The following is a 15,014-nucleotide window of genomic DNA, read 5'->3' as shown; positions in this document are numbered from 1 at the left end:
AGTATTATGAAAATTAGATTATCTATTATACTATTGGTACTCGTGGCTTTCAGCACCTATATAAAAGCAGACGACAATCCTGAAAAGAAAAAGACTACCGAATGGTATTTTAATCTGGGACTAAATATGGGAGGTTCCATGCCTGTGCCAATCCCTGAAGAAGTAAGGAAAATAGAAAGCTACAACCCTAAGATAAATCCTCATGTAGGGGTAGGAACTATTTATTATCTTACAGAAAAATGGGGTATCGGAACCGAGCTATCTGTCGGAAGCAAGGGAATGCGTGTAACCGATGAGGTTAAATACATGCGCACAAGGGTACTGGTATCGAAACCCGGAGAAGAAGAAAAGACTGTAGAAGGATATTTCGTAGGAAAAAACATGACAAATGTAAGTCTCTACTACCTCACGCTTTCTGTATCGGGAATATACAGCATTACTCCCAAGTGGGAAGTAAAAGCAGGCATTTATGCATCCGGCATCGGGAAAACTAAATTTACAGGGAACGTATCCGACGGGTATTTGCGCGAAGGGACTCCAAACGGACTAAGGGTAGATATAGAAGCAGACAATCCTGCAACATTCGATTTCAGCGATAATATGCGGGATTTTGATGCGGGATTTATCATCGGAGGAAAATATAAAGTAAATGACCGTATCGGAGTTTTTGTGGACTTCAATTGTGGGTTAACAGATATATTTTACCGGGATCAGAGCCCTATACAATTTAAAATGCAGAACCTTTACGCTTCATTCGGGGTTTCTTATAAACTGAAATAACTGATAATGTCTAAAAAAACAACTATATTATTCGATTTTGATGGGGTCATTGCGGATACCGAACCTCAATATGATATATACATAGATGCTTTAGGTGAAAAATATAACCTGGGTATAGAAAATTTCGCCTTACAGGTAAAAGGGACAACTTCACCCGATATACTGAAAAAATATTTCAGCCATTTTTCAAAAAAAGAACAGGATATTGTAGGAAAAGAGCTTGCCGAATTTGAATTAAAAATGGACTTTCCTCCTGTAACCGGAGTGATGGAATTTATCGATTACCTAAAGAGCAAAGGCTATAAACTAGGCTTGGTAACAAGTTCTCAGGACTTTAAAATGGAGAGGGCTTTATCCATAATGGGGTTGAACAAGGTCTTTGATGTAGAAGTTACAGCCGCAAGGATAACAGAAGGTAAGCCCAATCCGATGTGTTATTTACTAGCTGCAAAAGATCTGAATATTTCACCAAATGAATGCATTGTATTCGAAGATTCTTTTCATGGGATAAAAGCAGGTAAAGATGCCGGAATGTATGTGGTCGGGCTATCTACCACCATACCGGCAGATCAACTGGAAGGAAAAGCCGATTGCGTCATTCCCGATTTTTCAGATTTAAATAAAGTTATTGAAATAATAGAGAAAGCCTGAACTTATTAAAAGGCTTTCAGGCTTAAATCTATATTGGGAGCATCGTATATGATGGCTCCCGATGAAATATAATCAACTCCGGTCATTGCCACATCACGCACAGTGTCTTTTGTTATACCGCCCGAAGCTTCCGTTTCCGTCGTTCCATTTATCAGTTCCACTGCGGCCGCCATTTCGCTCAATGACATATTATCCAGCATTATAACATCTATAGCTTTAGTAGCAAGGGCTTCTTTCACTTCTTTCAGATTGCGGGTTTCAACTTCTATCTTCAGGTCTTTTCCCTTTTCTTTCAGATATTTTACTGTTGCCTCTACGGCATTGGTGATACCTCCTGCATAGTCGTTATGATTATCTTTCAGCATGATCATATCGAAAAGACCGTAACGATGATTCTTTCCTCCGCCGATATATACTGCCCATTTCTCACACATACGGAAAATCGGTGAAGTTTTACGTGTATCAAGGATACGTGTTTTTGTATCTGACAAAAGCTCGACCATTTCGTGTGTATAAGTAGCAATACCACTCATCCGTTGCATACAGTTAAGTACCAGGCGCTCCATAGTCAGGATAGACCGGGCCGAGCCGTAAACAATAAAAGCAATATCTCCTTCTTTTACCTTGTCTCCGTCATTCTTCAATACTTCAACTTCTAATTCCTTATCATAATAATGGAATATTTCAAGGGCAAGATCTACTCCGGCCAATATACAATCATGCTTTATCAGCAATCTTGCTCTTTGTTGCAAACCAACAGGAACACTTGCCAAAGTAGAATGATCTCCATCTCCGATATCTTCTTTTATCGCTTCATCTATGAAATGGTACAGACGTTCGTCTGTCACATATGACGGTCTATTTCTTTTCATCGAGGTTTTTATTATAGAATGTGCCTTTATTCTCTTTCTGCTCTATACTTTGTGTAATGATAAGATAGGCTATACTGGCCAGATTTCTGAGTTCCGACAGCTGAGGTGACAGAATAGAAAAGTTATAGATTTCTTTTACCGATTTATATATTTCTTCTTCTTTTTGTTTTGCCAATTGCAAGCGCCTGTTACTGCGGACGATACCTACAAGATCGCTCATCAGAGACTGCAACTCTTTGCGCAGATAATTCAACAGCACCATTTCTTCATTCACATTCATCCCTTCCTGATTCCATTCGGGAAGCATATTTAACTGATCGTAGTTGAAATCATCTTCATCGAGACGCTCCACTGTTTTCATAGCAGCCCTGTGAGCAAACACTAATGCTTCGAGTAAAGAATTGGAAGCAAGCCTGTTTGCACCATGCAGCCCTGTATTGGAACATTCCCCTACCGCAAACATATTCTTGATGGTACTTTGCCCGAAAAGATCCACGTCAATACCGCCACACAGATAATGACTGGCCGGCACAACGGGAATCAGGTCTTCGAACATATCTAATCCGGCATCCTTACATTGCTGATAAATATTAGGAAAATGTTCTAGGAATCTTTGTCTGTCGAGGTGGCGGCAATCAAGACAGACATAATCGTCTCCCCGCAACTTCATCTCACTGTCGATCGCACGGGCTACAATATCGCGCGAGGCAAGTTCTTCCCTTTCATCATATTTATGCATGAAAGGTTCGCCGGACGCTGTGCGAAGCTTTGCCCCAAAACCCCTGACAGCCTCTGAGATCAGAGGTAACTGTCCTGTGATAGGACTATAAAATGCCGTAGGATGGAACTGGATAAACTGCATATTACTGACCTTAGCCTTCGCTCTGTGAGCCAATCCGATACCATCTCCCGTCGCAATAGTGGGATTGGTTGTATTCTTATATACATGTCCGCAACCTCCGGTAGCCATCATAGTTATTTTCGCAGACATTTTTATAATACGCTGCTTTTTCATATCCAGCACATAGGCTCCGTAGCAGTTAAGATTATATTTATCAAATTCAGCTCCGGGCACCTGATGCTCCGTCAGGAGGTCTACAACATAGTGATGGTTTAATAATTGCACGTTATCGAGAGATTCAACAGCTTTCAGCAAAGCCCGCTCTATTTCAGCACCCGTAATATCTTTATAATGCACTACCCGGTTTTCTGTATGCCCGCCTTCACGACCCAGATCGTAATGTTGTTTTTCGTCTTTGTCGAAGTTAGCCCCCCACTCTACTATCTCGTGAATACGCTCAGGACCTTCTTTTACGACAACTTCTACCGTTTCGCGTTTACACATTCCATCTCCGGCGCGCAAGGTGTCTTCGATATGTTTTTCGAAACTGTCTTTTGTAAAATCTGTAACCACTGCTACTCCACCCTGAGCATATTTGGTATTTGATTCTTCATCATCCGACTTAGTGATGATTGTTATCTGAGCTTCAGGCTTCTGCTGAGCGACTTTAAGCGCATAAGACAGACCCGAAATACCCGAACCTATTACCAGAACATCTGTGTATATCATTTTTTTAGTTATTTGCATTTTTTTTTGCACAAAAGCCGTTTAACTTTGCTCGCGCAGACTTCCAGTCCGTGTGCATTGTCTATCTTTATTTTTGCTTCGCAACACACGGACGGGACGTCCGCGCGAGCAAAAAATTGATCTTTATTCATTATTCCATGATATTGATTCGATTTCTATGCCAATTCCTCCACATCGGAAACAAATTCCACCTTCTATATGTGAATATTGAGGAAGCCATCCTTCTCCTTGACATTTATTACAAGGTATGACTTCTCGCTCAAATGATATTTTACTATTACAATCTACAAATTCTATTTCTATTTTGTTCTCCAAATGCCATTTAGCATGACAGTCAATGCAATAAGCAATGAGATCATCACTGTTGTATTCCCATGGCAATCTAAGCATTTTGTTTTCAATGTAATACTTTTTATGATGTACATGTAGAGAAGGAAGATAACAAGGTATACGAGTTCCATTTATATTCATCACATACTCTCTATTTCCATCATACTGATAAATAATTGGCACAGGCATTTCATTAAAGGGCGGTTCCATTTGTTCCCAAAATTCTAAATATACTTTATCAAGAATAGGTTTAAATATACCACATTTCTGACATTGTTCTTTATCTCGTTCTATAATTTCATTTCGTTTTTTTTGCCATTCAAATGTACCTAATAATTCATTATATGGAACTTTGGAGACAATACCACAATTGTTAATATATTTAGCTTTCAGATTTTCATAACTAACATATTCCATAATAATTTATTTTTACATAATGTAAGGTATCCCTTGCTCGCGCAGACTTCCAGTCTGTGTGTTGCGCAGCAAAATCTATTCAATAACAATTACATTTATCAACCCTTTCTCTCCTGAATAATCAACCGCACTACTATATACATAATCTTCTGCCCGAAAAACGAAACTTTCTTCAACCGGATTATTATGCAGATAATCCAGTTTTTGATGAATAACCTCGTTGTTCCATAGTTCTATCGGATGATTACCTGTCGCCCAAAAGCAATTACCATCTATATCTTTAAATTTTTCTAGCAACCACTCTTTGCGGCTTTCTTGTGGATTATTCCTTATTGCCTTTAATATCTCTCTGGAAGTAAAACCCTTAAAATCTCTCAATATATTTTGTAGCAAATGTCCTTCCATTGCCCTAACAATTAGATGAACATGATTAGTCATTATGCACCATGCAAACAACTCTAAGCCCTTATGTTTTTGGCAAAAGCTCAAACTATTAACTATAATATTTTTATATTCATTACGAGTAAAAACATCAATCCATTCTTTAACAGCAAAACTGACAAAGTAAAGGCCATCAGGATTGTGAAATTTGTATCTTCTACTCATATATAATGTTATTTCTTGCTACGCAACACACAGACTGGAAGTCTGCGCGGGCAAGCTATGAGCTGTCTTTTGGGGACTCAATTCATAATTCATAATTTATAATTCATTTAATCGCTTTCGACATCTCCAGCATTTTATTTATCGGACGTAATGCTTTCAATCGTATTTCCTCATCCATCAATATTTCGGGAAGTTCATATTTCATGCACAAATATAATTTCGCCATAGTGTTGAGCTTCATAAAATGACATTCGCTGCAATTACAGGTATCATCAATAGTCAATGCAGGTATAAGAATCTTGCCCGGTGCACGTTTACGCATCTCGTGAAGAATTCCCTCTTCGGTAGCTACAATAAATTCCTGACTGTCATCATTTGCCACATAGTTCAACAGATTAGCAGTGGAACCGATATAATGAGCCACCTGTAAAACAGGCTTCTGCGCTTCGGGATGCGCAATCAGTTTGGCTTTTGGATGATCGAGCATCTGCTGGGCTATACGCTCCAGTGAAAACGCCTCGTGCACAATACACGCTCCGTCCCAAAGTATCATATTACGGCCTGTAACCTGATTGATATAACGTCCCAGGTTACGGTCGGGCGCAAAAATTATCTCCTGTTCTTTCGGCAGGGAATTTATAATATGTTCGGCATTCGATGAAGTAACTATAATATCGCTTTCGGCTTTAACTGACGAATCGCAATTAATATAGCTTACTACAATTGCATTTGGATGTTTCTTCTTCAATTCCCGCAAACCTTCGCCCGAACACGAATCAGCCAGAGAGCAGCCCGCTAATAAATCGGGAAGAACCACTTTTTTTGTAGGATTAAGGATTTTAGCTGTTTCTGCCATGAAATGTACTCCGCAAAAAACGATCATATCCGCATCTGTTTTTTCAGCAGCACGAGCCAATTGCAAACTATCTCCCAAAAAATCGGAAATATCCTGGATATCACCTGTCTGATAATAATGCGCCAGAATTATCGCGTTTTTTTCCTTACGCATACGGTTAATCTCTTCTACAAGATTTATACCTTTAGGTATTTCAAGATTCAGATATCCTTTATCCGGCAGTCTATCTATCGCTTTTTCTAATAATGTCATATCTCGTGAAATAAAAGCATCTAAATTCTAAAATTGACGGACAAAAATACTCATAATAAGTGAGTTTTTATACATAAATCGAGGTAAACTTACCCGTTGTGTATAAACGAAACAGCGCATAAAACAAAAATTAAGAAAAAATATCGCATGATTTTTCAAGATTTAGATTATTTCTTGAAAATGAAATTTATCTTTGTATCTCCATTAACGTTATAAAAATTGAAAACAATGAAAAATTTAGTTGAAACATTAAAAGCAAACTTTGAAGCATTCGCTAAAGATGCAGAGTCTCAAATCGCAAACGGAAACAAAGCTGCCGGTCAACGTGCTAGAAAAGTATCACTTGATATTGAAAAAGCTTTGAAAGACTTCCGCAAAAAATCTATCGAGGATACAAAAAAATAATAAAAGCGATTTAGCCAGCCCGGTCAATCGGGTTGACTTTTTTAAGAAACGGATTGAGTTCAATGTATGTTGAACCCGATCCTTTTTCTTTATAGCATTTCCAATTAAAAACCCTTTTCTAATTCTAACTTTGCATCTTATATATAAAAAAAGCCTCCCCAAAGCACAGTTGCTTTTGGGGAGGACAATCCACTCGTTGTTAATCAATCTTTGCGTTGTAGTGTTTGTATGATTACTTAAGAGTGATATAATTACTATTAGTGGTGCTTATTTCGAGTTGTTCTATCGACAAGAATTCATTATTTTCATTATATACATGAACCAGGAAGTATTCTTTGCTTGCCCAATCGTTATCCTGTTTGTTCCATTCGGTATATATCACATTAGCTACGTTTCCGGTTTCATTATACTGGTATTCATATCGCCCTGTATTTTCCCATCCTTTTTCATACGACCATTTGCTTATTGTTTTTTCGGTTAAACGTCCCGTTACATCATAGTTGTAAGATTCTTTTTTCAGTGGCTCCAATGTTTTACTTTCTACTGAAACAAATTCTTTTTTAGTTCCAGACTCACCTGATTCGATGTTACTGTAAGTTTTCACGTTGTTAGCATTAAGATTTGCAGAGAAGAATAATGCTACGAATACTGATGTTAAAATTGTTGCTTTCATAATAGTAATTTTTTATCGTTTATATTTTATTTTTGCTTTAGTAATTTGGTGTATTAGTTGACTAGTACACTGCAAATGTAATTGAAGTTTTTTATATACCAAACATTTTAATAACTTTTTTTCAAAAAAAATACAACTTTTCAACAGAATATCTAATTATCAAATACTTAAATAAATAATTTATCATATTATTTAAAATATTTTTTTATAAGAATAGAATATATGAGCAAAAGCAAGGGGAGTTTACTATACAAACAGGTGTACTAGATGTCAAAAAACAATATACCCTCGTTACAAAATTGTAACGAGGGTATATTTATATCAAAGTATATGTAAAAACTTTAACTATCTATACTTATTTCGTATTACTAGCCTTTAGCCCATTGATTACGGCAGATGTAAAACCCGAATGTTCCATTTCATTAAGACCTTTAATCGTGATCCCTCCGGGAGTAGTCACTTTATCTATCTCCTGTTCGGGATGTGTACCGTTTGCTTCCAGCAATTCGATAGCACCACGCAGAGTTTGCAAAATTCCGGCTTTAGCCTGATCGGGATAGATACCCATTTCGATACCACCTTCCATAGCTGCCCTGATATAACGGAAAGCAAAAGCAATGCCACATGAAGTCAGAGAAGTTATTGCAGAAATTAATTTTTCGTCTACTATCTCTGCTTTGCCAAGCAGTGAAAATATTCTGTATATATTATCTTGCTGCTCTTTATCTGCACTCTGGGATGTGATATATGTCATGCTCTGACTGACGGCAATCGCAGTATTAGGCACCACCCTGAAAACTGGTTGCCGTGGGGATGTCCACTCCTGCAACTGTGCCAATGTGACCACAGCCGCAACAGATACGATCAATTGCTTCGGATTAAGTAATGCCCCATGCGTCTTCAATACCTGCTCTACTATCCAGGGCTTTACAGCTATAATAACAACGTCAGCCGAGGACAACGAACTGTAATCGTCAACGACCACATTTATATCTTCGCTTGCGGCTTTCAGCCGGGGTACATTTCTGCCTCTGTTATCTATTACTGTCAGATTATGAGAAGGTATATTTTTACTCAATACCAAGCCTATTGCAATGGCTCCTCCCATATTTCCGGCGCCTATAATCGATATTTTCATATATTAATTTTTTTAGGATATTGGCAAAGTTATAAAAATGTTTTCAATTACCCTGTATTCATTTCCATCAACCGATAAGGCTTATTTCTTCAAAACCTTATCCAGATATGCTTTTAATATCTTCGCATGATTATGTTCCGGTTCTTTCGATGCATAAAGCAGAGTAATAATATCTTTATCTTTTATCAGATCCACGAACTTCTTCACTGCTTCCGATTCGTCAAGCTCTTTCTGATATAATTCCACAAAACCTGTCCAACGGTTTTCAACATCTTCGTGAAACCATTTACGGATAGCAGGTGAAGGGGTAATATCTTTTGCCCAAAGATCGTAATGCAAATGTTCCTTTTTCATTCCACGAGGCCACAAACGATCTACCAGCACGCGGTAGCCATCATTTTCGCTATAATTGCCATATACCCGTTTCAATTTAATTTGTGTCATTGCATTGATATTAATTTACAAATAAATTAAACAAACAGGTATATATTTTAGTTGTCTTAAATTAAAATGCCCCGAATAATAATCCGGGGCATTCAATATTATCAGTTGAACACAACAGGCTCAATATCCCGCTTAAAGTCCGAATAACCTTTTTCTTCGAAATCATACCCGGTCAGTATCTCTTTTGCAATATTTATAAACGCCTCGTAATCGTATATAATAAAATCTATATACGAGAAGTGGAAACCGGTTGCACCTCCCAGACTATTTGCAATACCATATGGAACGGTCTGTTCCATTATTTTATCTTCAATATCTCCTCTGAAGTTTACAATATTCTCGCGTGGCACATTGACATTTTCAAAAAACAGAAAACCAAAATGCACTCCGTTCGACACTGCCTCGTCAAACCGTTGACTCTTTCCTTTATAGTATTCATCCAGCAAAGATGTGCATGATGTATAGCCCGAGAAAATATCTTCACGTAATATCCAGTCCTCCTTTTCGTTTGGGTCCATACGGTAACCGCTATATATTTCACACGGATTATCGAATTTCGGCCATCCGTTATCGACGATATAATCATTTATCGTAGACTGAAATTCTTCGATAGAGATCGCTTTTTTATCTGATTTATTTTCCACGAAGTCAATGTAACCTACATACTCCATAGTATATAACTCGCCTATAAACTGATCGAGGAAAATGAAAAACATAGAATAGCGTTTGTGATCTTCCAATTCCATCAGTTTTGGACAATAAATTTCTATATCAACTTTTGACTTTTCGTTATCAGCCCCGGGATAGATAATGAGATCATCACTTGACAGATCTATTCCATACATACTCATTTTCCAACCCGATGTTGCCTTTCCTGGTTTTGAAGAATAGAAATTCCACTTTTGCCATAGATGTTCAGGAGCATATTGCAGCCAGTAGTGAAGCTGCATAAGCTTTGCCCTGTCTCCTTCAGGTGTGAGTATTAACTCGTATTTGTTTTCTCTGTTTATTCCCATTTCGAAATAAACTTTATCGAAAGCGATTTGCAGTATACTGTCAACAAAGTTAAGCAAGGTCTCACCTGCAGCTTTGTTGTCCATCATTTCCCTGATTTGATATTCTTCTTCAGAGAAAGTCCTCCAGAATTTGCTGACTCTGTTTCTAAATGAATTATCCATACATTAAATTGTGTTAGGTACTCTATACGTTTGTCTGCGTCAAAGATATGAATAAATTTGTCTTAATTAATATTTTTTTACCTAAACTGTTAAAAAAGCACAGATAGAAGACGCGGCATTCAATATCTGTTAACTTATCTTCCAAATTACTTATAATTGGGAACCTTTTAGTTATAACTTTTTTACTATCTTTGCAGTCAATTTTTTTAAGCATGTTATAGATTGAGCTATGAGCAAGCAGTTTTCAGAATACAATAAGTTTAATCTTTCCGATATCAACAAAGAGATATTAGAAAAATGGGATAAAGAAAATATATTCCAGCAGAGTCTTGATTTACGTGCGGATGCTCCTTCTTTTGTTTTCTATGAAGGGCCGCCATCGGCAAACGGCATGCCGGGTATTCATCATGTAATGGCGCGTGCCGTAAAAGATATTTTCTGCCGCTACAAGACAATGAAAGGATTCCTTGTCAACCGTAAAGCCGGATGGGATACTCATGGACTTCCGGTAGAACTTGCCGTGGAGAAAAAGCTTGGGATCACAAAAGAAGATATCGGTAAGAAAATAACTGTAGAAGAATATAACAATGCCTGCCGCAAGGAGGTTATGAAATATACAGGCGAGTGGGAAAACCTTACCCGCATTATGGGATATTGGGTAGATATGAACAACCCGTATATCACATACGACAGCCGTTATATAGAGACACTTTGGTTTTTACTGAAAGAACTGTATAAGAAAGGATATCTGTATAAAGGATATACCATACAACCGTATTCTCCGGCAGCAGGTACAGGACTTAGCACACACGAGTTAAATCAACCGGGTGCATACCGTGATGTAAAGGATACGACCTGTGTAGCCCAGTTCAAGATAAAAGATCCGAAGACCGAAATGACAGGTTTTGGCGACACTTATTTCCTGGCCTGGACAACTACCCCATGGACGTTGCCATCAAATACAGCACTGGCTGTAGGACCAGACATCACCTATGTTGCTGTGCAATCATACAATCCATATACAGGATCTCCCATAACTGTTGTTTTGGCAAAATGGCTTATGCCTAGTATGTTCAACGAGAAAGCTAAAGATATAGCTCTTGAGGATTATAAACAAGGTGATAAGCTGATCCCGTATAAAGTTGTAGGAGAATGGCAGGGTAAAGACCTTGTAGGCATGCAATACGAACAGCTTATACCGTGGATGAATCCCGGAGAAGGCGCATTCAGAGTTGTTTCAGGTGACTTCGTAACCACTGATGATGGTACAGGTATCGTACACATAGCGCCTACTTTTGGAGCGGACGATGCCAAAGTGGGAAAAGCGAACGGTGTTCCTGCGATGTTACTGATAGATAAGGATGGCAACACCCGTCCGATGGTCGATCTTACAGGAAAATATTTCCGCCTGGAAGATCTCGATCCTACCTTTGTAAAAGAAAAGGTAAACGTAGAGCTATATAAAGAATATGCTGGCCGTTATGTAAAAAACGAGTATGATGATTCTTTACCTGCTGACGCTAACACATTGGATATCGATCTGAGTGTGATGCTGAAACAGCAGGGACTGGCTTTTAAAATAGAACGTCAGGTACACAACTACCCGCATTGCTGGCGTACCGATAAACCTGTGCTTTATTATCCGCTGGATAGCTGGTTTATACGTACAACTGCTGCCCGTGAACGTCTCATAGAACTGAATAAGACGATCAACTGGAAGCCGGAATCAACAGGATCGGGACGCTTTGGCAAATGGCTCGAAAACCTGCAGGACTGGAATCTGAGCCGTAGCCGCTACTGGGGTACTCCACTTCCTATATGGCGTACAGAAGACGGTAAGGAAGAGAAATGTGTAGGCTCGCTAAAAGAGCTTTACGAAGAAATGCAAAAAGCAGTAGACGCTGGGTTTATGGAAGAAATACCTTGGAAAGATTTCGAACCAGGGAATCTGGATAAGGTGAATTACGAAAAAGTAGACCTACACCGTCCGTATGTAGACAATATAATACTTGTTTCTGATTCGGGTAAACCGATGAAACGAGAGACCGACCTGATAGACGTCTGGTTCGATTCGGGTGCAATGCCATTTGCACAGGTATTTTATCCGAATATCAGCGAGGAAGACTTCAATAAAGTTTATCCCGCCGACTTTATAGCCGAGGGGGTAGACCAGACACGTGGCTGGTTCTTTACCCTGCATGCCATATCTACCATGTTCAGAGACAGCATATCATTCAAGAATGTGATATCTAATGGACTGGTACTGGATAAGAACGGGTTAAAAATGTCGAAACGTCTTGGCAACGCAGTCGATCCGTTCGAAACAATAGAAAAGTATGGCTCTGATCCGCTGCGCTGGTATATGATTACCAATGCATCGCCTTGGGACAATCTGAAATTCGATATAGAAGGAGTGGAGGAAGTGCGCCGCAAGTTTTTCGGCACACTATACAATACTTATTCGTTCTTTGCACTTTATGCAAATGTTGATGGTTTCAAATTTGAAGAGGGAACCATTCCTGTATGCGACCGTCCGGAAATAGACCGCTGGATCATATCACTACTCAATACATTAGTGAAAGATGTAGATGAATATTATGCAAGTTATGAACCTACCAAAGCAGGACGTGCTATATCCGACTTTGTAAACGACAATCTAAGCAACTGGTACGTTCGTCTCAATCGCAAGCGTTTCTGGGGTGGAGAAATGACGCAGGACAAACTGTCTGCATATCAGACACTGTATACATGTCTTGAAACTGTTGCCAAACTAATGGCACCGATATCACCATTCTATGCAGATAAATTATTCTGCGACCTGGTGGCTGTTACAGCCTGCGAAAAAATATCCTCAGTCCACTTATCGGATTATCCTGCTTACAATGCTTCCGTAGTTGATAAAAAACTGGAAGAACGCATGCAGATAGCTCAGGATATATCTTCGGCTGTACTGGCACTTCGACGCAAAGAAAGCATAAAAGTACGTCAGCCATTGATGCAGATAATGGTTCCTATATTGAATGATAACCAGAAAGACGATATAGAAGCTGTTCGCGACCTTATACTTAGCGAAGTGAATGTAAAAGAACTGAACTATGTAGACAATGCCGCCGGAATATTGGTAAAAAAAGTAAAACCTGATTTCAAAAAACTTGGACCACGCTATGGTAAGATAATGAAACAACTTGCCGCCGAAGTTCAGAATATGCAGCAGGATGCTATTGCAACATTCGAAAAAGACGGTTCATATACATTCAACATCGAAGGGCAGGAAGCAACCATCGAACTGGCTGATGTGGAAATCATATCGGAAGATATACCGGGATGGCTGGTTGCCAATGCAGGAAAATTGACAGTTGCCCTAGATGTAACAGTGACTGACGAGCTGAGAAAAGAAGGTATTGCCCGCGAATTAGTGAACAGAATACAAAATATCCGTAAATCAAGCGGATTCGAAATAACAGACCGTATAAATATAAAAATATCTGATCAGGAGCAGATAAGAGACACTATTTCAGAATATAAGACATACATTGCTTCACAAGTACTGGCTGACAGAATAGAACTGTCAGATGTGAAAAATGGTCAAGAAGCAGATATGGATGACTACATTTTATATATAAGTATAGAGAAAGTCTGACAAAATAATTATCTTTAAAAATAAAACAGGATGTTTAACTTTTAATAAGCGAAGTTATGGCAGAAAAAACAAGATACACAGACGAGGAATTGAACGAATTTCGTGAGATAATTCTCGATAAGCTAAATAAAGCTAAAAAAGAATACGACGAATTGAGAGCGGCTATTACAAATGCCGACGGAAACGATGTAACCGACACTTCTCCGACATTCAAAGTATTGGAAGAAGGTGCTTCTACCCTATCGAAGGAAGAAGCCGGACGATTAGCGCAGCGCCAGATGAAGTTTATACAAAACCTGCAATCGGCTCTTATCCGTATCGAAAACAAGACATACGGTATTTGCCGCGAAACAGGTAAATTGATACCTAAAGAACGTCTGCGTGCAGTACCTCATGCTACATTGAGCATCGAGGCCAAGAATAGCGGAGTTAAATAACTACAGGAAGAAATAACCAGGAAAGGAAGAAAAGATAGACGTGTGTTAAACCTCTGTTTTTTCTTCGCTTTCATTTACGGCATCAAGCATATAATATATGAACAAAAAGAATAGCGGAATAATCGCCATTGTTGTTATCATATTGGTTTTACTGATAGATCAGGTATCAAAAATATGGGTAAAAACACATATGTCATTATATGAAACATATGAGATCCTTAGTTGGTTTAAGATCAAGTTTGTTGAGAATCCCGGCATGGCATTTGGTCTGGAACTGGGAGGAGAAGGTAATCGCTCGTGGGGGAAATTATTCCTTTCTTTGTTTCGTATAGTTGCTATCGGATTTATCGCATACTATTTATATACACTGGTAAAGAGAGGTTTTTCGAAAGGTTATATCGCTTGTATAGCTCTTATTCTGGCAGGTGCCTTTGGGAATATTATCGACAGTGTGTTTTATGGTGAAATATTCTCCGAGAGTTATCCCGGACATGTCGCATCTTTTGTTTCGCTAGGCGAAGGATATTCATCTTGGCTTCATGGCCATGTGGTGGATATGCTTTATTTCCCTATTTTCAGAGGAACAATTCCCGACTGGTTTCCATTATTGGGTGGAGTAGGCTTTGAATTTTTCAGTCCTATTTTTAATATTGCCGATTCGGCGATAACCGTTGGTATTTTTCTTCTTCTAATTTTTTATCGCAGGACATTGTCCTTATCTTTGGAGAAAAAAGAGATAGCCTGATT

General features: G+C 38.7%; 15 protein-coding genes. 6 read left to right on the top strand and 9 right to left on the bottom strand.

Translation table 11 applies throughout. The features are described 5' to 3' along the window. The first annotated feature begins 6 nt into the window (after nucleotides 1–6). Both GGR21_RS08795 and GGR21_RS08790 read left to right on the top strand, forming a co-directional pair. On the top strand, nucleotides 7–780 hold the full coding sequence (locus tag GGR21_RS08795) for a porin family protein (protein ID WP_183306828.1): 774 nt from the start codon (nucleotides 7–9) through the stop codon (nucleotides 778–780). 6 nt (nucleotides 781–786) lie between these two features. Further along, nucleotides 787–1,431: an HAD family hydrolase gene (locus tag GGR21_RS08790; protein WP_183306827.1), complete on the top strand. Its 645-nt coding sequence runs from the start codon at nucleotides 787–789 to the stop codon at nucleotides 1,429–1,431. 5 nt (nucleotides 1,432–1,436) lie between these two features. Here the strand turns inward: GGR21_RS08790 and nadC are convergent, their stop codons facing one another. The 5 genes from nadC to nadA form a co-directional block, all read right to left on the bottom strand. Continuing rightward, entirely contained in the window at nucleotides 1,437–2,303 is an 867-nt protein-coding gene (gene nadC / locus GGR21_RS08785) for a carboxylating nicotinate-nucleotide diphosphorylase (RefSeq protein ID WP_183306826.1), read from the bottom strand. Continuing rightward, nucleotides 2,290–3,873: an L-aspartate oxidase gene (gene nadB / locus GGR21_RS08780; RefSeq protein ID WP_183306825.1), complete on the bottom strand. Its 1,584-nt coding sequence runs from the start codon at nucleotides 3,871–3,873 to the stop codon at nucleotides 2,290–2,292. Before nadB ends, nadC begins: the two co-directional genes overlap by 14 nt. A 141-nt stretch (nucleotides 3,874–4,014) precedes the next feature. Then, nucleotides 4,015–4,638, bottom strand: a complete 624-nt coding sequence (locus GGR21_RS08775; RefSeq protein WP_183306824.1) for a hypothetical protein — start codon at nucleotides 4,636–4,638, stop codon at nucleotides 4,015–4,017. Between the two features lie 75 nt (nucleotides 4,639–4,713). Further along, nucleotides 4,714–5,244: an REP-associated tyrosine transposase gene (locus tag GGR21_RS08770; protein WP_183306823.1), complete on the bottom strand. Its 531-nt coding sequence runs from the start codon at nucleotides 5,242–5,244 to the stop codon at nucleotides 4,714–4,716. 103 nt (nucleotides 5,245–5,347) lie between these two features. Then, nucleotides 5,348–6,352, bottom strand: coding sequence for a quinolinate synthase NadA (gene nadA, locus GGR21_RS08765; RefSeq protein ID WP_183306822.1), 1,005 nt, complete (start codon nucleotides 6,350–6,352; stop codon nucleotides 5,348–5,350). A 228-nt stretch (nucleotides 6,353–6,580) separates the two neighbouring features. Here nadA and GGR21_RS08760 point away from each other — a divergent pair, with 228 nt between their 5' ends. After that, nucleotides 6,581–6,757: a histone H1 gene (locus tag GGR21_RS08760; RefSeq protein WP_183306821.1), complete on the top strand. Its 177-nt coding sequence runs from the start codon at nucleotides 6,581–6,583 to the stop codon at nucleotides 6,755–6,757. A 232-nt stretch (nucleotides 6,758–6,989) separates the two neighbouring features. On the opposite strand, the gene GGR21_RS08755 is transcribed toward GGR21_RS08760, so the two are convergent. The 4 genes from GGR21_RS08755 to GGR21_RS08740 form a co-directional block, all read right to left on the bottom strand. Beyond that, nucleotides 6,990–7,430 carry a DUF3836 domain-containing protein gene (locus GGR21_RS08755; protein WP_183306820.1) on the bottom strand — a complete coding sequence of 147 codons (441 nt, stop codon included), beginning with the start codon at nucleotides 7,428–7,430 and terminating at the stop codon, nucleotides 6,990–6,992. Between the two features lie 355 nt (nucleotides 7,431–7,785). Continuing rightward, on the bottom strand, nucleotides 7,786–8,568 hold the full coding sequence (gene proC, locus GGR21_RS08750; protein WP_183306819.1) for a pyrroline-5-carboxylate reductase: 783 nt from the start codon (nucleotides 8,566–8,568) through the stop codon (nucleotides 7,786–7,788). 81 nt (nucleotides 8,569–8,649) lie between these two features. After that, on the bottom strand, nucleotides 8,650–9,012 hold the full coding sequence (locus GGR21_RS08745) for a DUF488 domain-containing protein (protein WP_183306818.1): 363 nt from the start codon (nucleotides 9,010–9,012) through the stop codon (nucleotides 8,650–8,652). 101 nt (nucleotides 9,013–9,113) lie between these two features. Next, nucleotides 9,114–10,190 (bottom strand): hypothetical protein, encoded by a 1,077-nt coding sequence (locus GGR21_RS08740; protein WP_183306817.1) that lies wholly within the window; start codon nucleotides 10,188–10,190, stop codon nucleotides 9,114–9,116. Between the two features lie 229 nt (nucleotides 10,191–10,419). Between GGR21_RS08740 and ileS the strand changes: the two genes are divergently transcribed. The 3 genes from ileS to GGR21_RS08725 all read left to right on the top strand — a co-directional run bounded on the left by ileS (nucleotide 10,420) and on the right by GGR21_RS08725 (nucleotide 15,012). After that, nucleotides 10,420–13,830 carry an isoleucine--tRNA ligase gene (ileS, locus tag GGR21_RS08735; RefSeq protein WP_183306816.1) on the top strand — a complete coding sequence of 1,137 codons (3,411 nt, stop codon included), beginning with the start codon at nucleotides 10,420–10,422 and terminating at the stop codon, nucleotides 13,828–13,830. A gap of 56 nt (nucleotides 13,831–13,886) precedes the next feature. Then, the gene (locus GGR21_RS08730; RefSeq protein WP_183306815.1) at nucleotides 13,887–14,267 is read left to right on the top strand and encodes a TraR/DksA family transcriptional regulator; all 381 of its coding nucleotides are present in this window, start codon (nucleotides 13,887–13,889) and stop codon (nucleotides 14,265–14,267) included. 97 nt (nucleotides 14,268–14,364) lie between these two features. Beyond that, nucleotides 14,365–15,012, top strand: a complete 648-nt coding sequence (locus tag GGR21_RS08725) for a lipoprotein signal peptidase (protein ID WP_183306814.1) — start codon at nucleotides 14,365–14,367, stop codon at nucleotides 15,010–15,012. Nucleotides 15,013–15,014: the final 2 nt, after the last annotated feature.

It is taken from the genome of Dysgonomonas hofstadii, assembly GCF_014196915.1.
In the GTDB taxonomy this organism is placed as follows: domain Bacteria; phylum Bacteroidota; class Bacteroidia; order Bacteroidales; family Dysgonomonadaceae; genus Dysgonomonas; species Dysgonomonas hofstadii.
This window is presented reverse-complemented; position numbering and strand designations above follow the sequence as displayed.